General features: G+C 70.7%; 22 protein-coding genes and 1 pseudogene. 15 read left to right on the top strand and 8 right to left on the bottom strand.

Annotation, left to right across the window (positions count from 1 at the left end):
- Window positions 1-68: 68 nt before the first annotated feature.
- Window positions 69-998: a LysR family transcriptional regulator gene (locus AB0E88_RS01760; RefSeq protein ID WP_361622054.1), complete on the top strand. Its 930-nt coding sequence runs from the start codon at window positions 69-71 to the stop codon at window positions 996-998.
- A gap of 271 nt (window positions 999-1,269) precedes the next feature.
- Here AB0E88_RS01760 and AB0E88_RS01755 read toward each other — a convergent pair whose 3' ends face one another.
- Complete coding sequence (locus AB0E88_RS01755; RefSeq protein WP_361622051.1) at window positions 1,270-1,890, bottom strand: TetR/AcrR family transcriptional regulator; 621 nt, start codon at window positions 1,888-1,890, stop codon at window positions 1,270-1,272.
- 36 nt (window positions 1,891-1,926) lie between these two features.
- Between AB0E88_RS01755 and AB0E88_RS01750 the strand changes: the two genes are divergently transcribed.
- On the top strand, window positions 1,927-2,727 hold the full coding sequence (locus AB0E88_RS01750) for an alpha/beta hydrolase (RefSeq protein ID WP_361622048.1): 801 nt from the start codon (window positions 1,927-1,929) through the stop codon (window positions 2,725-2,727).
- Window positions 2,728-2,905: 178 nt separating this feature from the next.
- Here the strand turns inward: AB0E88_RS01750 and AB0E88_RS01745 are convergent, their stop codons facing one another.
- The 3 genes from AB0E88_RS01745 to AB0E88_RS01735 form a co-directional block, all read right to left on the bottom strand.
- Window positions 2,906-3,559 carry a fasciclin domain-containing protein gene (locus tag AB0E88_RS01745; RefSeq protein WP_361622045.1) on the bottom strand — a complete coding sequence of 218 codons (654 nt, stop codon included), beginning with the start codon at window positions 3,557-3,559 and terminating at the stop codon, window positions 2,906-2,908.
- Between the two features lie 79 nt (window positions 3,560-3,638).
- Window positions 3,639-5,189, bottom strand: a complete 1,551-nt coding sequence (locus AB0E88_RS01740; RefSeq protein ID WP_361622308.1) for a molybdopterin-dependent oxidoreductase — start codon at window positions 5,187-5,189, stop codon at window positions 3,639-3,641.
- A gap of 164 nt (window positions 5,190-5,353) precedes the next feature.
- Window positions 5,354-5,767, bottom strand: a complete 414-nt coding sequence (locus tag AB0E88_RS01735) for an ATP-binding protein (protein ID WP_361622042.1) — start codon at window positions 5,765-5,767, stop codon at window positions 5,354-5,356.
- Window positions 5,768-6,033: 266 nt separating this feature from the next.
- On the opposite strand from AB0E88_RS01735, the gene AB0E88_RS01730 reads away from it, so the two are divergent.
- Both AB0E88_RS01730 and AB0E88_RS01725 read left to right on the top strand, forming a co-directional pair.
- The gene (locus AB0E88_RS01730) at window positions 6,034-6,618 is read left to right on the top strand and encodes a sigma-70 family RNA polymerase sigma factor (protein ID WP_361622039.1); all 585 of its coding nucleotides are present in this window, start codon (window positions 6,034-6,036) and stop codon (window positions 6,616-6,618) included.
- Window positions 6,615-7,373, top strand: coding sequence for an anti-sigma factor (locus AB0E88_RS01725; protein WP_361622036.1), 759 nt, complete (start codon window positions 6,615-6,617; stop codon window positions 7,371-7,373). The genes AB0E88_RS01730 and AB0E88_RS01725 overlap by 4 nt, the downstream gene beginning before the upstream one ends.
- 19 nt (window positions 7,374-7,392) lie before the next feature.
- On the opposite strand, the gene AB0E88_RS01720 is transcribed toward AB0E88_RS01725, so the two are convergent.
- Both AB0E88_RS01720 and AB0E88_RS01715 read right to left on the bottom strand, forming a co-directional pair.
- On the bottom strand, window positions 7,393-8,292 hold the full coding sequence (locus AB0E88_RS01720) for a YihY/virulence factor BrkB family protein (RefSeq protein ID WP_361622033.1): 900 nt from the start codon (window positions 8,290-8,292) through the stop codon (window positions 7,393-7,395).
- A gap of 154 nt (window positions 8,293-8,446) precedes the next feature.
- On the bottom strand, window positions 8,447-8,632 hold the full coding sequence (locus AB0E88_RS01715) for a CsbD family protein (protein WP_361622030.1): 186 nt from the start codon (window positions 8,630-8,632) through the stop codon (window positions 8,447-8,449).
- A gap of 216 nt (window positions 8,633-8,848) precedes the next feature.
- Here AB0E88_RS01715 and AB0E88_RS01710 point away from each other — a divergent pair.
- Window positions 8,849-9,047 (top strand): annotated as a pseudogene (locus AB0E88_RS01710) (hypothetical protein); the annotation flags it as partial.
- A gap of 360 nt (window positions 9,048-9,407) precedes the next feature.
- On the opposite strand, the gene AB0E88_RS01705 reads toward AB0E88_RS01710, so the two are convergent.
- Together AB0E88_RS01705 and AB0E88_RS01700 are read right to left on the bottom strand one after the other, a co-directional pair.
- Entirely contained in the window at window positions 9,408-9,644 is a 237-nt protein-coding gene (locus tag AB0E88_RS01705) for a hypothetical protein (RefSeq protein ID WP_361622027.1), read from the bottom strand.
- Window positions 9,645-10,026: 382 nt separating this feature from the next.
- A complete protein-coding gene (locus AB0E88_RS01700; protein WP_361622024.1) occupies window positions 10,027-10,962 on the bottom strand; it encodes a zinc-binding dehydrogenase in 936 nt (311 codons plus the stop codon).
- Between the two features lie 68 nt (window positions 10,963-11,030).
- Between AB0E88_RS01700 and AB0E88_RS01695 the strand changes: the two genes are divergently transcribed.
- From AB0E88_RS01695 to AB0E88_RS01650, 10 genes are all read left to right on the top strand, one after another.
- Window positions 11,031-11,669: a helix-turn-helix domain-containing protein gene (locus AB0E88_RS01695; protein WP_361622021.1), complete on the top strand. Its 639-nt coding sequence runs from the start codon at window positions 11,031-11,033 to the stop codon at window positions 11,667-11,669.
- Between the two features lie 235 nt (window positions 11,670-11,904).
- Window positions 11,905-14,109, top strand: a complete 2,205-nt coding sequence (locus tag AB0E88_RS01690; RefSeq protein WP_361622018.1) for an MMPL family transporter — start codon at window positions 11,905-11,907, stop codon at window positions 14,107-14,109.
- A 49-nt stretch (window positions 14,110-14,158) separates the two neighbouring features.
- Entirely contained in the window at window positions 14,159-15,346 is a 1,188-nt protein-coding gene (locus AB0E88_RS01685) for a sensor histidine kinase (RefSeq protein ID WP_361622015.1), read from the top strand.
- A gap of 2 nt (window positions 15,347-15,348) precedes the next feature.
- On the top strand, window positions 15,349-15,996 hold the full coding sequence (locus AB0E88_RS01680; protein ID WP_361622012.1) for a response regulator transcription factor: 648 nt from the start codon (window positions 15,349-15,351) through the stop codon (window positions 15,994-15,996).
- A 352-nt stretch (window positions 15,997-16,348) separates the two neighbouring features.
- Complete coding sequence (locus AB0E88_RS01675) at window positions 16,349-17,371, top strand: threonine/serine dehydratase (RefSeq protein ID WP_361622009.1); 1,023 nt, start codon at window positions 16,349-16,351, stop codon at window positions 17,369-17,371.
- A gap of 240 nt (window positions 17,372-17,611) precedes the next feature.
- Window positions 17,612-18,718 carry a hypothetical protein gene (locus AB0E88_RS01670; protein ID WP_361622006.1) on the top strand — a complete coding sequence of 369 codons (1,107 nt, stop codon included), beginning with the start codon at window positions 17,612-17,614 and terminating at the stop codon, window positions 18,716-18,718.
- Window positions 18,715-19,923, top strand: a complete 1,209-nt coding sequence (locus AB0E88_RS01665; RefSeq protein WP_361622003.1) for an aminotransferase class V-fold PLP-dependent enzyme — start codon at window positions 18,715-18,717, stop codon at window positions 19,921-19,923. The genes AB0E88_RS01670 and AB0E88_RS01665 overlap by 4 nt, the downstream gene beginning before the upstream one ends.
- Before the next feature lies 1 nt (window position 19,924).
- Entirely contained in the window at window positions 19,925-21,514 is a 1,590-nt protein-coding gene (locus AB0E88_RS01660; protein WP_361622000.1) for an AMP-binding protein, read from the top strand.
- Window positions 21,511-21,780, top strand: a complete 270-nt coding sequence (locus AB0E88_RS01655) for a phosphopantetheine-binding protein (RefSeq protein WP_361621997.1) — start codon at window positions 21,511-21,513, stop codon at window positions 21,778-21,780. The genes AB0E88_RS01660 and AB0E88_RS01655 overlap by 4 nt, the downstream gene beginning before the upstream one ends.
- On the top strand, window positions 21,777-22,781 hold the full coding sequence (locus tag AB0E88_RS01650) for a TauD/TfdA family dioxygenase (RefSeq protein WP_361621994.1): 1,005 nt from the start codon (window positions 21,777-21,779) through the stop codon (window positions 22,779-22,781). The genes AB0E88_RS01655 and AB0E88_RS01650 overlap by 4 nt, the downstream gene beginning before the upstream one ends.
- The last annotated feature ends 11 nt before the right edge of the window (window positions 22,782-22,792 follow it).

Genomic DNA, 22,792 nt, shown 5'->3' with positions numbered 1-22,792 from the left:
CGTGACCTGCGACGCCGCAATTCCGATACCCCCATCGGAAAGTCCGATGGGGCGGCTAGGCTGCTGCCGTGGACTCTCGCCATCTGCGCGCTTTCGTCGCGGTCGCCGACCGCGGCGGCATCTCTGCCGCCGCGCAGGCCCTGGGGTACGCACAGTCCAGCGTCAGCGCCCAGCTCAAGCGGCTGGAGGCGGATCTGGGGGTGACCGTGCTGGTGCGCGCGGGCACGGGGGCGGTGCTCACGGAGGCCGGCGCCCGGTTGCTGCCGTACGCGCGTGAGGCCCTGGAGCTGGAGGAGCGGATGCGGCGCGCGGCCGGAGGTGACCGGCCGCGACTGCGGATCGGCGCGCAGGAATCACTGGCGCACGTGTGGATGCCCGATGTGCTGGCGGCTCTGGAGTACGGCGCGGGCGGCCCGGACACCTCGGCAGACGTGGAGCTGACGGTGGCCAACCGCAAGACGCTGGAGCAGGCGTTCGGCACGGGCGAGTTGGACGTGGTCTTCCAGTACGACAACGGCATCCGTGCGCTCGGGCCGCACGCGGTCGTCGGGCACGACCGGACGGTTCTGGTGGCGGCGCCCAGCCATCCGCTGGCCCGGCAGGAGATGGTGACGCCCGAGCAGATGCTCCAGTACGACTTCCTGGTGGCCGAGCCCGGTTGCACCTCGGAGATGCTGGTGGACCGCTTCGGCCGGGATCTGCTGGCGGGGGCCCAACTGACCATGCTCCAGGGGTCCTTGTCGGCGCTGCTGCGGCTCACCGGGCACGGTCACGGGGTCTCGCTGCTGCCGGAGCTGGCGGTCACCCGGGAGCTGCAGGAGGGCGAGCTGGTCGAGCTGCGGCTGGCCGAACGGATCCGCCCGGTCAGCATCGCGGCCCAGTGGCGTCCGCGGCTGGGGCCGGGCGAGCGCACGCTGCACGCCCTGCTCGACGTGGCGCGCCGCGCCGACCCGCTGCCCGAGGTGACCCGAGCGGCACGCACGGCGCCGGCTTCCTGACCCTGCCGCGGGAGGCGCGCGGCACCGGGTTCGAGGTCGAGCAGGGGCTGGGGTTGACCGCCCGGGCGGTCCGTCGGCGCCCCCGGAGCAGTACCTGCCGCAGGCCCGGTACGAGCGAATTCCGTAGCCGGTGCGCACCGGTCGCGGCGCCACGCAATTTCTCCTGCCGTCGACGTCGTGGGCACCGTGCCGGCCGTGCTCAGCCGGGTCCGTCGATCACCAACAGCGGTCAGGCGGGCAGCTGTTGGCGGCGCCCCATCGCTGTTGCGCGTCAGGGCGTAGGTGACGTGAGTTGTCGGCAGATCAGCTGGTGGGCAAGTCGCGCCGTCGCGAGCAGGTCCTCGCGAGGCGTGTCGACGTTGGATCGCACCGACAATCCGTGCCAGACGGATTGGATGAGCCCGGTCAGGGCCGCCGCGTCGGTGCCCTCGACCAGTTCTCCGTCCTTGATCGCTCGTTCGATGCGCACGCGGAGGGCCTGCTCGTTCGAGCTGTGCAGCTCGGCGACGTAGGCGCTGGTATCGAGCGTGCTCGTGCTGTCGGTCATCACGGCGCTGCTGATGAGACATCCGGGGTGCGTGTCGCTCGGCTGGGTGAACTCGTGGACCGAGTCGGTGAGGATGCGTTCGACGACCATCTCGATGTCGTTCTCGGCCACCGCCTGCTGGTAGATCTCGCGGTACCGCTCGGCGTAGGTCCGCACCGCTTCCTCGAACAGTCCGGCCTTGCTGCCGAAGGCGGCGTAGAGACTGGAGGTGGAAAGCCCGAGGGTCGCGGCCAGGGCGCGGGTCGAGGTCCCGGAGTAGCCGCGACGCCAGAAGAGGCGAGCGGCGTCGAGGACCGCACGGTCGCGGTCGAAGGCTCGGGGGCGTCCACGGGTGCGTTCAGTCACGTTTGCATGGTAGATCGTTCGCTCCATAATACATTTATGGAGCGAACGATTCAGAAGAAGCTGCCGGTCGGCGGGGACAGTTGGGTCACGGTCGATGTGTACGGGGAGCCGTACACGCCGGGCCTCGTCGTCGTCCCGGGCGTGATGAGCGATGCGGATGCATGGCGTGATGTGGCGGGCGCCGTCGACGCCTGGCCCTCAGTGGTGGTCGTGAACCGTCGCGGCCGTGCCCCCTCGGGGCCGTTGACCGACACGTACTCGTTGCGGACAGAGGTTGAGGATCTCGGCATGGTCCTGAACGAGTTCGACAGTGCGAGGGCTCTCTTCGGTTGGAGCTACGGCGGCATGATCACCTTGCTGGCCGCCGACGAGCGCCCGATCCACCAGGTGATCGCCTACGAGCCGGTGATGCGGCCGTTCGGACGCCATGCGCTGCCCGACCTGAAGGTGGCAACGCAGACCGCGGACTGGGATCGCTGCGTCGAGATCGTCAATCGGCGGATCTCCGGCTTCTCCGCGGCGTATGTCGATGACCTCCGGGCCGATCCTCACACTTGGGCGATACTGCGCCGCTTGAGCGGACCGCTGTACGCCGAACTCGACGCGCTCAACGCGGCGTCATCGCCTTCGGACGGGATGGCACAGCGGGCGGAGCAAGTCGACTTGATCATCGGCGGGCGCAATCGCGAAACGGCCCCCTACGGAACGTCGTTCGACCTCGTACGGCAGCACGTGGAGCATGCCGAAGTCCATGAACTTCCCGGGCAGGGACACCTCGTCCACATTGAGGCGCCGGAGCAGCTGGGGCGCCTGCTCGACGACCTGGCCGCGACCTGATGGGTTCCCATGCCGGCGCGCCACTCCCCATGGAGGGCCACTGGCCACTGGCCACTGGCCACTGGTCGAGCAATGCCCGTCATTCCGTCGGGGTGCCGATCCGGAGCGGCGAACGTTGCCTGATGCGGGCCCGCCGGGCGCACGACGGCTTGTTCGTGCGCCCGGCCGCCTGCGTGGATCAGCTGGTGGGCATCAGGACGGAGTCGATGATGTACACGGTGGCGTTGGCGGTCTGAACGTTGCCGCACACGACCTTGGCGGAGTCGTTGACGGTGTACGTCTCACCCGAGCCGGAGGTGGTCAGCTTGGACTTCTCCAGCGTGTCGAAGGAGCCGTTGGCCAGGTCCTTGGGCGCCAGACGCTTGCCGACGACGTGGTAGGTGAGGATCTTCGTCAGCTGGGCCTTGTCGTTGAGGACCTTGTCGAGGGTCGCCTTCGGGATCTTGGCGAAGGCGTCGTTGGTCGGGGCGAACACGGTGATGTCCTGTGCGTTGTTGAGGGTGTCGACCAGGCCGGCCTTCGTGACCGCGGTGACCAGAGTGGACAGGGCCGGGTTGTGGGAGGCGGCGGTGGCCACCGGATCCTTGGCCATGCCGTCGAAGGAGCCCGCGCCGTTCTTCGGCACGGCGGAGCACGCCGGGCCGAAGGGCTGGTTGGCCATCGACGTCTCACCGACGCCGGTCATGTTGTCGTCGGAGGCCGAAGCCGGAGCGGAGGCGGAGGACTTGGCGGACGAGTCGGAGGAGCCGCTGTCGGAACAGGCCGTGAGGGCGACGGGCAGGGCGACGGCGGCCGTGACGAGGGCGGCGATACGGCTCATACGGGGGTTCATCGATCTGTTCTCCTGGAGTTGACGCGGCGGATGCCGCACGGGTCTGTTGAAAGGGATGGCTGGTTTCAGGGCGCCTGGGTCATTCGACGGTGACGACGACGGAGTGCCGGCCGCCGGCGCCGTCGGGGATGGTCCGGGTGCGTCTGCCGGTCTGCACACGACCGGTGCGGTCGGTGGCGCGGACGGTCAGGGTGTGACCGCCTTTGGTCGCCTGCCAGGGAAAGGACCACTGGCGCCAGGTGTCGCGGGTGTCCTCGGCGGCGAGGGTGGCCTCGTGCCAGGGGCCGTCGTCGACGCGGACCTCGACCTTGTCGATGCCGCGATGCTGGGCCCAGGCGACACCGGCCACCATGACCGTTCCGGCTCCGGGTCGGGCGAGAGGCTTGGGGGTGTCGATGCGGGACTGGGTCTTGATCGGCGCCTTGCGGGCCCAGCCCCGCTTCACCCAGTAGGAGTCATAGGCGTCGAACGTGGTGAGCTCGATGTCGGTGATCCACTTGCAGGCGGAGACATAGCCGTAGAGGCCCGGCACCAGCATCCGCACGGGGAAACCGTGCTCGAAGGGCAGCGGTTGGCCGTTCATACCGACGGCCAGCAGCGCGTCACGGCCGTCCATGACGTCCTCGACCGGGGTGCCGATGGTCATGCCGTCCACCGAACGGGCCACCAATTGGTCGGCCGTCCCGCCTCGGGACGGTGCTTTCACGCCGGCCTCCGCGAGGAGGTCGGCGAGGCGAACGCCGATCCAGCGGGCGTTGCCGACGTAGGGGCCGCCCACCTCGTTGGAGACACAGGTCAGCGTGATGTCGCGTTCGACGAGCTCCCGGCGCAGCAGGTCGTCGAGGGACACCGTCATCGGGCGCCGGACACCCCGGCCGTGGATGCGCAGCCGCCAGACCGACGCGTCGACCTTCGGCACCACGAGCGCGGTGTCCACCCGGTAGAAGGCGCCGTTCGGGGTGATGAACGGGCTGACGCCGGCGACGCGTACCTGCGCGCCCTTGGGGACCGGGGCGGCCGGCGAACCGGGCGCGGGCAGCACGAGGGACTTGCGGGAGGCGGCTGCGCTGCTGCCGCGTGCCGTGCTCAGGGAGCGCCCCAGGGCGCCGGCACCCGCCGACGCGGCGGCGGCAGCACTCGCCGCGATGACGAACTGACGGCGGTCCCAATCCCTCGCTGAAGCAGATCCTTCCCGTGTGGCGCCGGTGTTCGCCGGGCGTCGCAGGAGCCCGATCAGGACGTACAGCACCAGCGCGCCGACGAGGGCACCGGCGAGGGACGGCAGCGCGTCGGCCGGGCCGGATGAGTCGGGCCGGCCGGTGGCGGCGACCGCACCCACGACACCGAGGAGGAGAACTCCCGCGGCACCCGCCCGCCGGTAACGCGGTGCGGACACGCCCAGCACGAGTGCGAACAGGGCCAGAACGGCGAGGATGCCGAGCTGGAGCACGAGTTTGTCGTTGGTTCCGAAGTGGCGGATCGCCCAGTCCTTCACGGCGGCCGGGGTGCGGTCGACGGCCGCACCGCCGACCGCGACGACGGGGCCGGCCTGTGGGCGTACCCACGCCGACACCAGCTCCGCGACCGCGAGCGCTGCGCCGCAGGCCACCAGGCCGCTGACCGCACCCAGCGCACCGAGCGAGAGCCGGTGCCCTCGGCCCGCATCGGCGGGGTTCGTCTTCTCGTCCGTCACGGGGGTAATCCGAGCCCTGCAGGGGGGCGGATTGGTCGTTCCACCGTTCTGATGAATCTTCGTCTCCCGCCAATCCGGCCGGGAAGCGGCTACGTATTCCTTCAGTCCGGGAGGGGCAGCTCGGCCCAGACGGTGTGGCCGTGAGCCGTCGGCCGGTCGCCCCACGCACGGCAGAGGGCGTCCACCAGACACAGGCCCCGGCCCGTCTCCGTCAGATCGAACGAGGGATGCCGCCATCGTGCGCGCACCGCACTGGTGTCGATCACTGCACCGCCGTCGGACACCTCGATGCGGAGACGGCGCGGGCCCTGCCTCTGCCACTGCAACGTCACGGTGGCCCGCACAGGTGGCCGGCCGTAGCGGTGGGCGTTGGCCACCAGCTCGGAGACGACGAGACAGGCGTCATCGACGAGGCCGTCCACACCCCAGACGATCAGCTGGTCACGCACGCCGGCGCGCAGATCGGACAGGTGACAGGATGCCTCACGGCTGTATCGGCCGGATGCACCGTTCATGGTTGCTCCCTGGACCGGCTTTCACTCCCCTGTGTGATCCGTTGCCCTCCTGACCGCGGATGGGTCGGTGCCGCGGGCCCCCGGTGCTGTTCCCGAGCGTCCGGCAGCGCGCCGCTCAGGATCCGTGGGGTGCTGTGCCATCGTGCTGGTCGGCCTGCCCGGACGCGGCTCGTGGCCGTCCGTACAAATTGCGCGGACGGACCAATCCGCCCGTCGCTCGGCGTCGGATTCCCCCAGAGCATCGTGTACACCGCGGGAGGAGCCTCGTGAAAGAACCCGTCCACATCGGCAGGAGCCCCTCCCCCGAGCCGGACCTGCAACAGCTGATGGGCAGCGTCGCGCTCGGTGATCAGGAGGCGTTCGCGGCGGTGTACGACGCGGTCGCGGGCCCTGTTCTCGGCGTGGTGCGCAGCGTGCTGCGGGACAGGGCGCAGTCGGAGGAGGTCATGCAGGAGGTGCTGGTGGAGGTGTGGCGTACCGCTGCCCGCTTCCGGCCCGACCGGGGCACGGCGATCAACTGGATCCTCACCCTCGCCCACCGGCGCGCAGTGGACCGCGTCCGCTCCGTCGAGGCCTCCGCGGTGCGTGAGCACAAGGCCGCCCTGCTCGATCAGCTGCCGGAGTACGACGAGGTGACCGAGCAGGTCCAGACCCGGCTGGAGCGCGAGCAGGTGCGGCGTTGCCTGCGCACCCTGACGGAGTTGCAGCGCCAGGCCGTGACGTTGGCCTACTACCGGGGCCTGACCTACCGCCAGGTCGCCGAAGCACTGGCCCTGCCTCTGGGCACGGTCAAGACACGCCTGCGTGACGGCTTGATCCGGCTGCGCGACTGCCTGGGGGTGACCGCGTGAACACCAGCGAAGACCTGCACACGCTGACCGGCGCGTACGCACTGCACGCCCTCGGTGAGGACGAGCGCGCCGCCTTCCGCCGGCATCTGGAGCACTGCGCCTCCTGCACCCAGGAGGTCGAGGAGTTCTCCGCCACGGCCGCCCGGCTCGGCCTGGCCGTTGCCGACACGCCCCGTTCCGTGCTGCGCGGACAGGTGCTGCACCGCATCACTGCTGTGCGGCAGGAGCCGCCCGGCAGCGCCGGACCGGCACCCGCGCGGTGGGCGGGCGCGCTGCGCAGGCGACGCATCTCCCAGTGGGCGCTCGCCGCCTGCGTCGCCGGGGCAGCGGCCCTGGGCGGCGTCGCCGTATGGCAGCACGACCAGGCCGAGCAGGCACGAACCCAGGCCCAGCAGGCTGAACAGCGGGTGGCCGGCATCAGCGCCGTGCTGACCGCTCCCGACGCCCGCACCACCACAGCCCGGCTGGAGGACGGCGCCAGGGGCACGGTCGTCGTCTCCCGCAGCCGCAACCAGGCGGTGTTCGTCGCCACCGGGATGAACCGGCCGCCCAGCGGCAAGGTCTACCAGCTGTGGCTGAACGACCACGGCACCATGCGCCCGGCCGGACTGATGAACCCCGACCGCACGAGCGAAGCGGTCCTGCTGCGCGGCGACGTCGTAGCGGCATCCGGCATGGGCATCACGGTGGAGCCGGCCGGCGGATCGCAACAGCCCACCTCCGCGCCGATCGCGCAGATGGCGTTCCCCGCATGACGAACGGGCCCGGCGACGATCAGGGGGAATCCGGTGTTGTCGGTGACGCGGAGACAGTGCGCGCTGTCGACCGACGCGGAGCGAGTTTCGCCAGCTCCACGTTGAACTGAGCGCCGAACAAGAGGGCCAGGTTCGACAGCCACAGCCAGATGAGGAAGACCACCACGCCCGCCAACGAACCGTACAGACGGTAGTAGGTGCTGACGTGGGAGGCGTAGACGGTGAAGCCCAGGGAGACGGTCAGCAGGATGACGATGGCCAGACCGCCGCCCGGTGCCATTCTCCGCAGGGGGCGCGAAGGGGCGGGACCCGAGCGGTAGAGCACCAGGACAAGGGCGACCGCCATCGCTGCCAGAACGGGCCAGCGCAGCGCGTCCCACGCGGTCTGGGGCACGCCACCCAGGTCGAGTGCCTGGCCCAGGCGTCTGGCCAGGCTGCCGCTGACCAACAAGGTGAGCGTCGTGGTGACCAACAGGGTGATCAGAGTGATCGCGGTGATGATGATGCGCGGGGCGGTGCGCCACACCGGCCGGTGTGCACTGGTCCGGTGTATCGCGTGCAAGGCCCTGCGGAAGACACTCAGGTAGCTGCAGCCGGACCACAGTGCCCCTGCGACGCCGAAGGAGAGCAACAGCCATGCGGCGGACGATTGCGCGGCCATCTCCTGGAGAGCGCTGTGCAGGAGCCCACGAGAGGCGGCCGGCACGACTCCCGTCAGCCGGTTGATCACATCCGGGGTCGTCGTGGGCATGGTCAGCCCCAGCACCGAAAGGATCACCAGCAGCACGGGGAACAGGGCGAGGACGGCGTAGTAGGTCAGAGCGGCGGCCCAGTCCGTGACGTCATCGTTCCAGATGGCCACCGGCGTGCGGCGAAACGCCGTCCACCACCCGTGCCCGCGGTGCTCAGCCTCGTCCATGACCACGTACCTTCCCCGGTGATTCGGCCGGGCACCCTCTCGGCCCCTGCACCGGCCCGCACCGCACGGATCGGCCCGATGACACGGGAGCACGATGCGCGAAGGACGGGCCGCAGCCCCGTGGGCCATGACCCGTCTTCGTTCAGGATGCGCCTCAGTGCTTGAAGATGTCCTTCGCCGCGTCCTTGGCCTTTTCCCCGGACTGCTTGATGTCCCCTTCGAACTGCTCGGCCTTGCCTTCCGCCTCCAGGCGCTCGTTGCCGACTGCCCGGCCGACCGCTTCCTTGGCCTTGCCCTTGATCTTGCCGGCGGCGTTGTCCGCCTTGTCCCCGGAGCTCATCGAAACCGTTCTCCAAGCCACGCGCCCATCGCGTTCCCCGGCACCACTACCCCCGCCGCCTCAGGTGATGTCCGATCGGCGGCTGCGAGACCGACCACGCCGGCCGTGACATGGATGCCCTGAGGATCGTGGCCGACGAGGAGACTTCGCTGTCCGATGCCTTCCGTGCCGGCGCCGAACGCCTGACCGGCCGGCCGGCCGATCCTCACCACGCCGACCACCGGCGTGATGGGCTTCGACCGCGAGCCTGGGGGCACGTTGCATTCCATGACGACCGAGGGCAAGACGTACGTCTACGTCACCGACGCGATCGGCAGCGTGGTGGCGCTCGCCGACGTCGACGCCCAACAAGGTCGACGCTTACGCCTACAGCCCGCGCGGGGTGCGCATCCCCGCGCAGTCCTCGGAAGCGGTTCTTCGTGGGTAAGCCGGGGGCTGCGCAGCCCCCGGCTCATCGGAAGGGGCAAGAATGAACTCTCTCGTTCTCATCCTCGTCGTTGTCGCCACAGCGGCAGCTGCTGGTTTCACGATGTGGGCGCAGTCGGCAAGCGCACGTGACTACTGGCGACGGCGTCGCGGACAGTGAGGGCAGGGTGGTGAGTTCCATCGCCGTGGCTGCCTTGGCAGTCTGCGCAACGGTCGCCTTCTTCCTTCTTTTCCGGTCCTTGGCGGAGCGCCGGAACAAACGGCGGCGCAGGCACCCCTGAGGAACCCCCCGACACCCGGCTCGCCCGGCGCAGTTCTCGCTGCGCCGGGCGGTGAACGCACATGTCGATCAGGAAGGGTTGAGGACGTTGCCGTTCACGCAGTGGTTCACGGTGTTGCCCAGCCCGTCGCCGCCGACGGGGACGACTGCCAGTTCCTGGAAGCAGACGGCTGCCGCGCTGAAGTTCCAGTTGTTCGCGGCGTTGACGCCGGACCCGAAGTTCGAGTCATTGTCGGCGTGGGCGGCCGGGGCGGACAGGGCCAGCGCGGCGAGGGGAAGGCCGGCGAGTGTCATGATCTTCTTCATGACCGGTCCCAACGACCGGCCCTCGTCGAAGATGTGGTGGCTGCGCCGTACGGAGTCACCGCCTTTCCTGCCCGGCGAAGCCTCGCTGGTGACGGCCGATCACCTACCGCCGCACCCTCCCCTGGTGAGTCCTGAAAGCGGTTCCCCCAACCGATCTCCGTCAAGGGTGGAGCCCCAGGACGATTGACGCCGCCATTCGGCTGAGTCACCGCCACCTCGACGGCATTCCGGATCCTCCCTGGGGGTGCGAGCCGAGGGGCGCCGCACTGCTACTGGACGGCCGCAGCGCCTTGTACGTCGAGTCCGGGGACGAGCAGCACTTGCCTCCAAACCCGACAGCTGCAGGCGGTGTCACCGACAAGGCGCTCCGAATGAGCCGTGCTCAGTGGACGTCGAGCACGGCTTTGCCCGGCACGCGGCGGGCTGCGAGTTCGGCTGCGGCCCGCGCCGCCTGTGTCCAGTCCGTGCGCAGGGCGACTTGCGGGTCCAGCTCGCCGCGGGCGGTGAGCGCGGCGAGCCAGGTGAGGTCGGCGCCCAGCCCTGCGGCATCGTCCAGCAGGTAGTAGGTGGCGATCTGGCGGTTGTGGCGATGACCGTTACCGAAGAGAGCCCCGTAGGGGAACTGCTCGCCGTCGCCGGATATGTGTCCTGCGGCCACCAGGACGCCGTGGTCGGCCAGGGCGCCGTGCGCGGCGACCATGTGGGCACCACCGACCAGCTCGACCACGCCGTGCACGGGTTCGATGTGCTGGAGCGCGGCGAGGTCGGTGACGATCTCATGGGCGCCGAGTGCGCGCAGTGCGTCCGCCTTCGCCGGATCGCTGGTCAGGGCAGTGACATGGGCGCCGCCTCGGGCCGCAAGTTGCAGGGTGAAGCGGCCCACCCCGCCGCCCGCGCCGGTCACCAGGACGCGTCGTCCCAGGATCGGGCCGATGCGGTGCAGGGCGCGCAGGGCCGTGCCCGCTGCGACCGGCAGGGTGCTGATCGGGCCGAGGTCGGCGCCTGCGGGCACGGTGCCGATGAGATGGGTGTCCACGGCGCGCAGTTCGGCCCAGGCGCCGTCCGCCCCGAGAGTGACGACCGGGGTGCCGACGGCGGGACCGGAGCCGTCGGTGGCTGCGCGGACCACGACGCCGGCGGCGTCCCATCCGGGCACCGTGCCGGCTTCACCCTCGGGGACCACATGGTGGACCTCGCCGGCGTTGAGGGAGAACGAGTGGACCTGGATCAGGGCCTGGTGGGTGGCGGGTTCGGGGTCGGCGACCTCGGTGAGCGCGAGATGTCCCGGGGCTGAGTGATCAATCGTTAATGCCTTCACGCCGAGAGATACTGCCACTGAGTAGCGTAAGCCTACAAGGGGCAAACGCGACTGCTAGGCTCTGCCTCGTGCACACGGATCCGAAAGAACTGCCGCTGCGGGAGCGCAAGAAGCTGCGGACCCGTCAGGCGCTGGTCGACACCGCCCTGGAGTTGTTCACGGCACGGGACTTCACCACGGTCACGCTGGACGAGATCGTGGACGCGGTAGAGGTCTCCAAGCGCACCTTCTTCCGCACCTTCACCTCGAAGGAAGACGTGGCCCTGGCCCCGGAGAAGGAACTGTGGACCGCCTACCTCGCGGATATCGAGGATCGGCCCCTGACCGGCGGGCACCTGCTGCGCGCCTACAAGGACGCGCTGTTCGCGGCACTGGATCAGATGACGGACGGATGGGAGCGGCGCTTCCAGGCCAGCCGCAGCCTGGCCGATCGCACCCCGGCACTGACCGCGCACAGCCTGCGCCACTGCTCAGAGGTCTCCGCGAACGTCGTACGGATCGTGGCGGACCGGTTGGCCGGGCACTCCCCCGGCCACACCGAACTGCGGCTCCTGCTCGACCTCATGCTGGCCGCCTGGCACTGCGCGCTGGAGGCATGGACCTCGTCGGACCCCGTACAGCGGGACCGTACGGCGCTCACCGAGCACGTGCGCCAGGCCTTCGCGGCAATCCCTGCGGTGGCGGCCATGGCAGCACAGGACAGCTGAGCGGACGCCAAGGGCGTCTGCGGCAGCAGTGGTACGACGACCCGCCCGCCTTCACCTGCTCGCGCCGCCGGCCCGTCACCCGGCGACCTGTGGAGCTGCCCGAGCCGACGAGCCCGGCCGGCTTCCTGGGCATGTCCCCGCAGTCCCTGGGTGACACGGGTCCACCAGTCGGTGGACCCCAGGTTCAACCGGTCGCTGCTGTCGGCATCGCCGCCTCGTGAAGAGCATGGACGTCATGAGGAACCTTCCTGTACGCATGGCTCGTTGGAGCGCCGCCCACCCGTGGCGGGGCATCGTCGGCTGGTTCGTGTTCGTGGTCCTGTGCCTCGGTGTCGGCCTCTCGGTGGGCACGACCGCGGCGACCACCGAGGACTTCCGTATCGGTGAAGCGGGGCGCGGCGAAGCGATCGCCGCGGAGGGCGGATTGCAGCAACGCCCGGTCGAACACGTTCTGATCACTCCGAAACCGGGGACCGGAAAGCTCGACATCGCCGCGGCCGATTCGGCTGCCGCCGACGTCACCGCCCGGATGCGCAAACTGCCCGAGGTGCTGTCGGTCGCCGACCCGGTGCACAGCGTGGGTGGTACGGCGGTGCGGGTCAGCGTCACCATGAAGGGCCCGGAATTGGAGGGCAGGAAACACGTCGACCCGCTGATCGAACAGACCGCGGCTGTGCAGAAGGCCCATCCCGGCCTGCGCGTCGAGGAAACCGGTTCGCCGTCCATCAGCAAGGGCGTCGACAAGCTGCGCGGCGACGACCTCTCGCGCACCGAGGTGGTCGCCCTGCCGGTCACTCTCATCACCCTGCTGCTGGTGTTCAGCTCCGTGGCGATGGCCCTCGTTCCGCTGCTGCTCGCCCTGTCCTCGATCGTGGCGGCCGTCGGCCTGTCGATGGTGGCCTCGCACGTCTTCCCGGACGCGGGTGTCGGCACCAACGTCATCCTGCTCATCGGCCTCGCGGTCGGCGTCGACTACACGCTCTTCTACCTCAAGCGTGAACGTGAGGAGCGGGCGCGTGCCGACGGCCGACTGAGCCCGCGGACCGTCGTCGAACTCGCCGCCGCCACATCCGGTCGGGCTGTCGTTCTTTCCGGTCTCGCCGTCGCCGTCTCCAGCGCCACGCTCTACCTGGCCGACGACGTCATCTTCTCATCCATCGCCACCGGCGCGATCGTCGTCACCCTGGTCGCCGTCGTCAGCTCCCTGACCGTGCTGCCCGCCGTCCTCGCCGCACTGGGCTTGCGTGCGGAGCGCCGGGCCGAGCGCCGGGCGGCCCGCGGGATCGCGCCGAAGAAACGGAAGGCGCACAGGACCGGCCCCGGCCGGCTGACCGCCGCCGTGCTGCGCCCCGTCGCCCGGCACCCGGTCGCCACCCTCACCGTCACCGTCGTCGGACTGCTCGCCCTCGCCGCCCCGCTTCTCAGCCTCAAACTCACCGACATGGGCCGGGAGACGCACTCCCGCTCCATTGTCGCCATGCAGGTCTACGACCGGCTGAACGCGGCCTACCCGGAGCTGAAGTCCATGCACCAGGTCGTCGTCCGTGCCGACGCCGACCGTGCGCCCCAGGTGAAGGCCGCGCTGCGCGACCTCGCTTCCGACGTCCAGGAGGACCCGCGCCTGAGCGGCACCTCCCAGCTGACCACGTCGCCCGACAAGCGGATCAGCATGCTCCAGCTGCAGGTCCCGTACTACGTCAGCAGTGACGAGGCCCAGTCCTCGCTCAAGGACATCCGGGGCACCTACGTCCCGAAGACCGTCGGCCGGGTCCCAGGTGCCGAGACCGCGGTGACCGGTGACGTCGCCCGCTACACCGACTACCCGACCCACCAGGAACAGAAGCTGCCCCTCATCATCGGAGCACTGCTCCTGGTCACCTTCGCCATGACCGTCCACGCCTTCCGCTCCGTGGTCCTCGGCCTGGTCGGCATCGTCCTCAACCTCCTCTCCGCCGCCGCCTCGCTCGGCGTCCTCGTCATGGTCTTCCAGCACACCTGGGCCGAAGGCCTGCTCGATTTCCAGTCCACCGGGTCGATCGGCTCCCGTGTCCCGCTCTTCCTCTTCGTGATCCTTTTCGGCCTGTCGATGGACTACCAAGTCTTTGTGATCAGCCGGATCCGTGAGGCCGCCCTGCGCGGAGTGCCGACCCGCAGGGCCGTGATCGAGGGCATAGGCAGCTCGGCGGGCGTGGTGACCAGCGCCGCCGCCGTCATGGTCACGGTGTTCGCCAGCTTCGCCGCGCTGCACCTGATCGAAATGAAGCAGATCGGCTTCAGCCTCGCGGTCGCCGTCCTCCTGGACGCCTTCGTCATCCGGATGCTGGTGCTGCCGTCCCTGACACTCCTGCTCGGTGAGGCCAACTGGTGGCCCTCCCGACGAGTGCACCGTGCACTCCACACCGGCAAACAGGTCCCCCGCACCCGGGAATCGGTAGGCTGACGAAGTCCCCGCCCGATTGTCAACACCCCTATGGGAGAGGTGAATCCGCGTGAGACAGGGGCAGCAGGAGCCGGGCGACCGACTCATTCAGACACGTGTCCTTCGCTGGAACCTGGCAGGCTGGATCCTGTTCGGTCTGCTGCCGCCGGCCATCGCCGTGCTCGACGCCTCACCGGCCCGGAGAGACTGCCTGCTCGGCCTGCTCGCCCTGATCGCCCTGTGTCACACGGTCGTTCTCAACCGGCCGGACAAGCCCCTCCTGCGTCCCCTCACCTACCTCGGCCTCCTGGCGCTCGTCCTGGGGACGACGGCCTGCCTCCTGGACGGCGGGGCCGCCTTCTACGTGGTGTCCCTGCCGCAGTTCTGGCTCTTCACTCGCTCCCCGCGGGACGCGATCACCCTCAGTGGCGTCGCCGCGGCACTCACTGTGCTCGGTGGCACGCTCGGCCAGGGGTGGAGCCCTCAACTCCTCACGGGCAACGCCATATCCACCGTTGTCGCCTATGCCGCCGGGGTGGGTCTGGGGCTGTGCGCGCACCGCTTCGTCGTCCGGAGCAACGAACGGCAGAAGCAGCTGACCGCGGCACTCGCCCTCACCCAGGAGGAACTGGCAGCCGCCCATCAGCAGCAGGGAGCGGCCGAGGAACGCGAACGGCTCGCCCGGGAGATCCACGACACCCTCGCCCAGGGCTTCGCCTCCATCGTGGTGCTCGCGGAGGCGGCCCGAGCAGCCGCCATCACCGACCCCATACGCTGCGCCGAGCAGCTCACCTCCATCGAGCAGACCGCGCGCGAGAACCTGGCCGAGGCCCGGGTGCTCGTCGGCACCGCCCCCCAAAGCGGACTCGCGGCAGGCTCGCTGGCCACCACCCTGCGCAGAACCCTGGACCGTTTCGTCCAGGACACCGGCCTCACCGTCACCGCCGAACTGCCCGATGTGGACCTGGACCAGCGCACCCGCGTCGCCCTGCTGCGCTGTACGCAGGAATCCCTCGCCAACGTGCGCAAACACTCGGGCGCATCCGCCGTCGGCGTCGTCCTCACCGAACTCGCGGGCATTGTCGAGCTGGAGATCACCGACGACGGCCGCGGCTTCGTCGTCGAGGAGTCCCGTGGATTCGGCCTCGACGGCATGCGCCGACGACTGTCCGAACTGGACGGCGAACTCACCATCACCAGCTCCCTGGGCGACGGCACCCGCGTCCTCGCCAGCCTTCCCACGCACAGTCAGGATTGACCATGACCGACACCGAGTACGACCGGATCCGGGTGGTCGTGGTCGACGACCACGCCGTGATGCGCGCCGGAGTCATCGCCCTGCTCGCCGACGAGCCCACCATGGAGGTGGTCGGCGAGGCGAGTGACGGCCGTGAAGGCGTCGACCTCGTCAAGCGGCTCGCCCCCGAAGTGGCCCTCCTCGACCTGCGCATGCCGGTGCTCGACGGCGTGGCCGCCACCACTGAGATCGCCGCCCTGCCGACGGCCACCCGGGTATTGATCCTGACCACGTACGACACGGACATCGAGATCGAACGAGCGGTGGAGGCCGGCGCCGTCGGCTACCTCCTCAAAGACACCACCCGCGAGCAGCTCGCCGACGCCATCCGCTCGGCGGCGCGCGGTGAGACGGTCCTCGCACCCAAGGTCGCGGAGCGCCTCGTGGCCCGGATGCGCCGACCCCAGCCGGTCGTACTCACCGCCCGCGAGCGGGACGTACTGAACGCGGTCGCCGACGGCCTGTCGAACGCCGAGATCGGCCGTCGGCTGCTCATCGGCGAGGCCACGGTCAAGACGCACCTCCTGCGGGTCTTCGCGAAACTCGACGTCAGCGACCGCACCCGTGCGGTCGTCATAGCCCTGGAACGCGGCCTCCTCGCGCGTTCCTGAGCCCCACGCGCACGCCTTGCCAACGAGGCCTGGCGCGAAGAGATCCCCATCAGGTTCGTCACCTTGGCACGCGGCATCAACCGCGCCCCTGCCGCCCGCGCGTGGCGGAGCCGCCACCCCCGCCACCCCGCCGCCCCGGCGTCGAATTCGCGCCATTGTCGCGCCAATTCGGGGCGACCACAAAGGGAAATCCTACCGATCCGGTAGGAAACATCGTCAAGGTAAAGGGTGGCAAAATTCGCAGGGGTGGCCTTGAAGCGCTTGCAATTCATCACCTAGGTTCCTGGCTTGGTTCATTCACCCGCCGACGACGCCGGTTCCGAGATCCGGATCCGCCGACCCTGGAGCGAGGATGCCCCACCCATCCGGCTCGCCCCTGTCCCTCTCCGACTTAGCCGAGTCCCTCGTCCACCACGACGAGATCTCCGCAGCCGCCCGCCTGCTGGCGGGACGCATCCGCCGTACCCCCGTGCTCCCGCTCGAGGGAAGCGAACTGCTGCTCAAGGCGGAGCATCTGCAACTGCTCGGCTCCTTCAAGATCCGCGGCGCGCTGAACGCCGTCGCCACCCTCCCCGAGGACGTCCGCGCCCGGGGAGTGGTCGCCTTCTCCAGCGGCAACCACGGCAAGGCCGTGGCCTACGCGGCCGGCCTGTACGGCATCAAGGCCACCGTCGTCATGCCGCACACCGCCCCCGCCGTGAAGGTCGACGGGGTGCGCGCGCTCGGCGCCACCGTCGAACTGGTGACGCCCGAGCGGCGCGACGTGTACCCGTACGAACTCGCCGAACGCACCGGCGCGCACCTCGTGCACCCCTTCGACTCGCGCGCCGCGATCGCCGGGCACGGCACGCTCGCGCTGGAACTGCTGGAACAGGTCCCCGACGTCTCGGCCGTCCTCGTGCCGGTCAGCGGCGGCGGACTGCTCAGCGGCGTCGCCGCCGCCGTCAAGGCGCTGCGCCCGCAGGTCGCGGTCATCGGCGTCGAGCCGGAACTCGCCGGCGACGCCGCCGAGAGCCTGCGCCGCGGCGAGCGCGCCGTGTGGACCACGGCGGACACCTACCGCACCTGCGCCGACGGGCTGCGCGCGACCACGCTCGGGACGCTGCCCTGGGCGCACATACGGCGGCTCGTGGACGACATCGTCACCGTCTCGGAGGACGACATAACCGAGGCCCTGTGTTGTCTGGCCCGCCAGGGAAGACAGCTGGTCGAGCCGTCGGGAGCAGTGGCCCCGGCGGCTCTTCTGTGCGGCCGCCATGTGCCGCCCGCCACGGCGGGCCCGGTCGTGGCGGTCGTCTCCGGAGGGAACGCGCACCCCGCCCTGGTCGCCTCCCTGCTGACCGCACCGTCCCGAAAATCGATCCAGACCATGTGACCGCACCGTCCTGAAATCGATCCACATCATGGGGGAGCTTTGTCACCGCACGCTCGGACCTCACTGCCGGCGGCATGCACGGAAGCGGAATTCGCCTACCAGTCCTTATCGTTCTACCGGGAGTTGATCGATCGCCACGGTCTCGCGGAAAACGGACGTCTTCGTCTGGCGTCGGAGAAGGAATTCCGCGCCCTGCCCTTCACCGGAAAGCCGGATTTCCGTCGCGGATTTCCGGCCAAGGTGATCAACCCCGCGGAATCCCTGCCCCAACTGACCTACACCAGCAGCAGTTCCGGCACCACCGGGGACCGTCTGGTCACCGTGGTCCATCGGCCGCTCCTGGCCGAGCGCATGGCGGTCACCGCCGCCGCCCACCCGGCGCTCGCCGAGCGGCTCCTGGGCGCGGAGAACCGCCGGGTGGCCCGGCTCGCCGCGCCCAACTGCTCCGACGTGGAGTGCGCCACGCCGCTGTCCACCCGCGCCGACCGCACCCTGCCCGACGGAACCCTCGTCCTGTCCGTCTCCCACGACGTGCTCGCCACACCGGACGCGATGGTCGACCGGATGCTGGAGGAGATCACCGACCACGCGCCCGCCTGGCTCTACGCCGACCCCACGCACCTGGCCTTCCTCTGCCACCGGGCCCGCGCACGCGGCGTGACCCGCCTGCCGGTCCGGGCCGTCGTCCTGACCTATTCGCTGCTCACCCACGCCGCCCGCCGCGCGGTCACCGAGGCGCTGCCCGAGGACGCCGTCGTGGCGGAGGTGCTGTCCATGTCGGAGTTCGGCTGGTTCGGGATCGAGTGCGCCCTCGGCGCGCGGCACCTGAACGAGGAGAACTTCCACCACGAGATCCTGCGCGAGGACGGCACCGAGGCCGGCCCGGGCGAGCTCGGCGAACTCGTCGTCACCAGCATCGGCGACCGCCTCTCACCGCACGTGCGCTACCGCACCGGCGACCTCCTGGAACCCGGCGGCGCCTGTGCCTGCGGAGCCGCGGGCCGCACCGTGATCCACCACGGCCGCGCCTCCTCCGGCCTGCTCGACGGCCCCGGCGGACGTGCCGTGACACCCCGCCAGGTGGACGACGCCCTCGCCGACGTGATGGGCGTACGCCACTACCGCGTCGACCAGAGCGAGCCCGGCACGGTCCGCTGCCGGATCATCACCTCCCCCGGCACCGACCCCGCCGAGGAGAGCGGCGCCGTACGGGACCGGCTGCGCGCGCTGTTGCCGCACGTCGAACACGTCGAGGTGAGCACCGTCGCCCACATCGAGGCCGAGCGGTCGGGCAAGTTCGCCACCTGCTCGGGTCCGGGCCGGGTCCGCGAAGGAGCGCTGCTGTGACCGCCCTCGCCGACCCGCGTGCCGACTTCCCCCTGCTGCAGCGCACCGTGGACGCCGGACGCCTGGTCTACCTTGACAACGCTGCCACCACGCTCAAGCCGCACTCCGTCATCGACGCGATCGCCGGCTACTACGGCACCGTCGGCGCGAACATACACCGCGGCAAGCACATCCTGTCCGAGGAGGCGTCCGAGCGGTACGAGCAGGTCAGGGCCCGGATCGCGGAACGGCTGGGCGTGCCCCCGCGCAACGTGGTGTTCACGGCCGGCACCACCGAGGGCATCAACCTCGTCGCCGCCGGCCTGCCGCTGAAGGAGACCGACCTGGTCGCCCTGCCCGTCGACGCCCACCACTCCGCACAACTGCCCTGGCGCGGGCGGTGCCGCACCACCTGGCTGGCCGCGGGCGAGGACTCCACCGTCGACGAGGAGTCCTTCCAGGCCGTCCTGGAGAGCCGGCCCCGTGTCGTGGTCCTCACCGCCGCCTCCAACGTCACCGGCCACACGGCCGACGTGGACCGGCTCGCCGCCCTCGCCCACGAGGCGGGCGCCTGGACCGTCGTGGACGCAGCCCAGCTGGTCCCGCACCGGCTGCCGCGCGTCACCGCGGGCATCGACGCGCTCGCCTTCTCCGCGCACAAGATGCTCGGCCCCACCGGCATCGGCGTACTCTGCCTCAGCGACCGAATGATCGATGCCCTCACGCCCGACCGGCTCGGCGGCGGCACCGTCGACTGGGTCGACCAGGACGGCTACCGGCTGCGCCGCGCCCCGTACCGTTTCGAGGCGGGCACCCCCAACATCAGCGGGGTGTACGGCTTCGGCGCCGCCCTGGAGTACCTCGACCGGGCCGGCGCGGACACCGTCGCCGCACGGGACACCGAGCTGCTCACCGCACTGCTGGAACAGGTGCGCGACCGGCCGTACCTCACGGCGCTCGGCGGGCTCGGCGACCGGGGACGCATCCCCGTGCTCACCGTCACCCTGCGCGGCGTACCCGACCCGTCGGCGATCGCCCGCGCGCTCAGCGACTCCTACGGCGTGATGTGCCGGTCGGGCCACTTCTGCGCCCAGCCGTACTTCACGGCCCACGACCACACGGCCGGACTGCGGATCGCGCCCTACCTGTACAACACGCGCGAGGACATCGAGTACGCCTTCTCCGCCCTGGACGAGGTCCACCGGCTGCTGGCGCGGAGCGTGTGAGATGACCGAGCACACCGAGGGCTTCCACGAACGCTTCCGCGCGGTCGCCACCGCCGCGCCCGATCGCACGGCCGTGATCGGGCCGGACGGCCGGCGCACCACGTACGCGGAACTGGCCGCGCTGACCGAGGCGGCCACCCGCTCCCTCGCCGCCCGGCGGCGCTCCGAGGACTGCGTGGTCGTGGAGGCCGAACGCTCCCCGCGCCACCTCGCCGCCATGCTCGCGGCCTGGCGGCTGGGCCTGGCCTACGTACCGCTGCGCGCCCACGAGTCGCCCGCCCGGCGCGAGCACGTCCTGCGGCAACTCGCCGGCCGGGCCCTGCTCGTCTCCGGCGACGCCTCCGCCGCCCGCATCGGCCGGGTCGACCGGCGCCGGCACGGCGAGCTGACCGAGCCGCTGCGCTGGCCCAGCGGCCAGGCGGCCTACGTCGTCTTCACCTCCGGCAGCACGGGCACGCCCAAGGGGACCGTGCTCACCGCCGAGGGCTTCACCGCCCGGCTCGACTGGAGCCAGCGGTGCTACCCGCTCACCGCCGACGACGTGCTGCTGCAGCACACCGCGGTCTCCTTCGACTTCGCGGTGTGGGAGGCAGCGGCCGCCCTGCTGCACGGAGCCGCCCTGCTGCTCACCGAGGACGGCCCGTACACCGACCCCGAGGAGGCCGTGGAGTCGGCCGTACGGCACCGGGCCACCGTGGCCCACTTCGTCCCGTCGGTGCTCTCCCTGGTCGAGATGTCCGGACTGCTCGCCGGGTGGACCTCGCTGCGCCTGCTCTACTCGGGCGGCGAGCAACTGCGCGGCACCCTCGCCCAGCGCGTGCTGCACCAGGCCCCGCACACCCAGCTGGTCAACCAGTACGGACCCGCGGAGACCTGCGTCGACTCCACCCACCACCCCTGCACCCCGCCTCTGCCGGACGGCCCCGTGCCCATCGGCCGGGCCATCGACGGCACCCGGCTCACCCTGCTGCCGGTGCCCGGCCTCGGCCCGGACACCGGGGAACTGCTCATCGGCGGCCCCGGAGTCGGCTTCGGCTACCTGGACCCGGCCGACCCGGCCGGCGACCGCTTCGGCCACGACCGGCACGGCCGCACCTTCCGCACCGGCGACCTGGTGCGCCGGCTGCCGGACGGCGACCTGCTGTTCCTCGGGCGGGCCGACGACCAGCTGAAGGTCGGCGGTGTCCGGGTCGAGCTCGGGGAGATCGAGTCGATCGCCGCCTCGTTCCCCGGCGTGACCGCCGCCGCAGCCCTGGCCGTGCCCGGCCCGGACGGCACCGCGCTCGACCTGGTGGTGGAGAGCCGCCGCGCCGATCTCGACGTACGAGCGCTGCGCGGCACGCTCACCGAACGGCTCATGGGTCCGGTGGCGCCGCGCCGGCTGCGCGTCGTCACGGCCCTGCCCCGCACCGCGGGCGGCAAGGTCGACCGGGCACGGCTGGCGGCCGCGTCCCGCCCGGCCGGCACGCCGCCCGCGCCCGGCGAACCCGCACAGGCGGCCCCCGTACAGGCCGAATCCGTACAGGTCCCTTCCGCGCCGGCCGCAACCGCCCACGCTTCCCGCGCACACGTCCAAGAGGAGATGCGTTGACTTCAGCGAACGACACCCGCGCCACGGATACCGCGGCCCAGGTGGCACAGGTCTGGACGGACGTCCTGGGCTGTCCCCCGCCCGGCGCGGACCAGCACTTCTTCGACGACCTGGGCGGCAACTCGCTGCTCGCCTACCAGGCGACCGTGCGGCTGCGCACGGCCCTGGACCGGCACGTGCCGCTCAAACTGCTGTTCACCGCCCCGCGGTTCGCCGAGTACACCGCACAACTGGACGCCACCGCCGAGGAGGAGCAGCCCGCATGACCGACGGCTCGATCACCCTCGACGACTGCACCACGCACGGCACGTTCCCGCTGATCGTCACCGCGGACGGCGTCCGGGACGCAACCGGCTGGGCCGCCGCCCACGCCGAGCAGTTACGGACCGCGCTGCACCGCCACGGCGCGGTGGTCCTGCGCGGCTTCCCCGTGCCGGACGAGCGCGCCTTCGAGGACGTCGTCCGCGCGCTGAGCGGCGGTTCCTGGGCCGAGTACACCGAGCGCGCCACCCCCCGCTCCCATGTGGCGGGCAAGGTGTTCACCTCCACCGAGTACCCGCCGGACCGCTCGATCTTCGTGCACAACGAGAGCTCCCACGTCCTGCGCTGGCCCCGCCACCTGTACTTCTGGTGCGGCACGCCCGCGCAGGAGGGCGGCGAGACACCGGTGTGCGACACGCGCCGCGTCCACCGCGCGCTCGACCCGGCGCTGCGCGAGCGGTTCACCTCCGAGGGGTGGATCTACCAGCGCACCTTCGGCACCGGCATCGGCTTCAGCTGGCAGTCCGTGTACGGCGTCGACACCTTCGAGGAGCTGGAGAAGTACTGCGCCGACCACCACATGGCGGTGCGCCGCGACGGCGACACCGTGCGGGTGCGCTACCGGCGCTGGGCGGCGATCCGGCATCCGCAGACCGGCGAGGACAGCTGGTTCAACCACGGCGTCTTCTTCAACCGCTGGAACCTCGAACCCGAACTGCAGGAGTTCGCCGAGGAGTTGGGCGAGGACACGCTGCCGTACAACACCCTGTACGGCGACGGCTCCCCGATACCCCGCGAGGTCATCGAGGAGATACGCGCCGCCTACGACGCCGCGACCGTCGCCGAGCCCTACCGGGCCGGTGACGTCATGGTCGTCGACAACATCGCCGTGGCCCACGGGCGCAGGCCCTACCGAGGGCAGCGGCGCATCCTGGTCACGATGACCGACCCCACCGACGGCACGGCCTTCGCGCCACCCGCCGTCGTGGCCACCCCCGGCTGGTAGCCGGACGGCCG

The sequence above is a fragment of the Streptomyces sp. NPDC028635 genome, from assembly GCF_040637635.1.
GTDB lineage: Bacteria > Actinomycetota > Actinomycetes > Streptomycetales > Streptomycetaceae > Streptomyces.
This window is presented reverse-complemented; position numbering and strand designations above follow the sequence as displayed.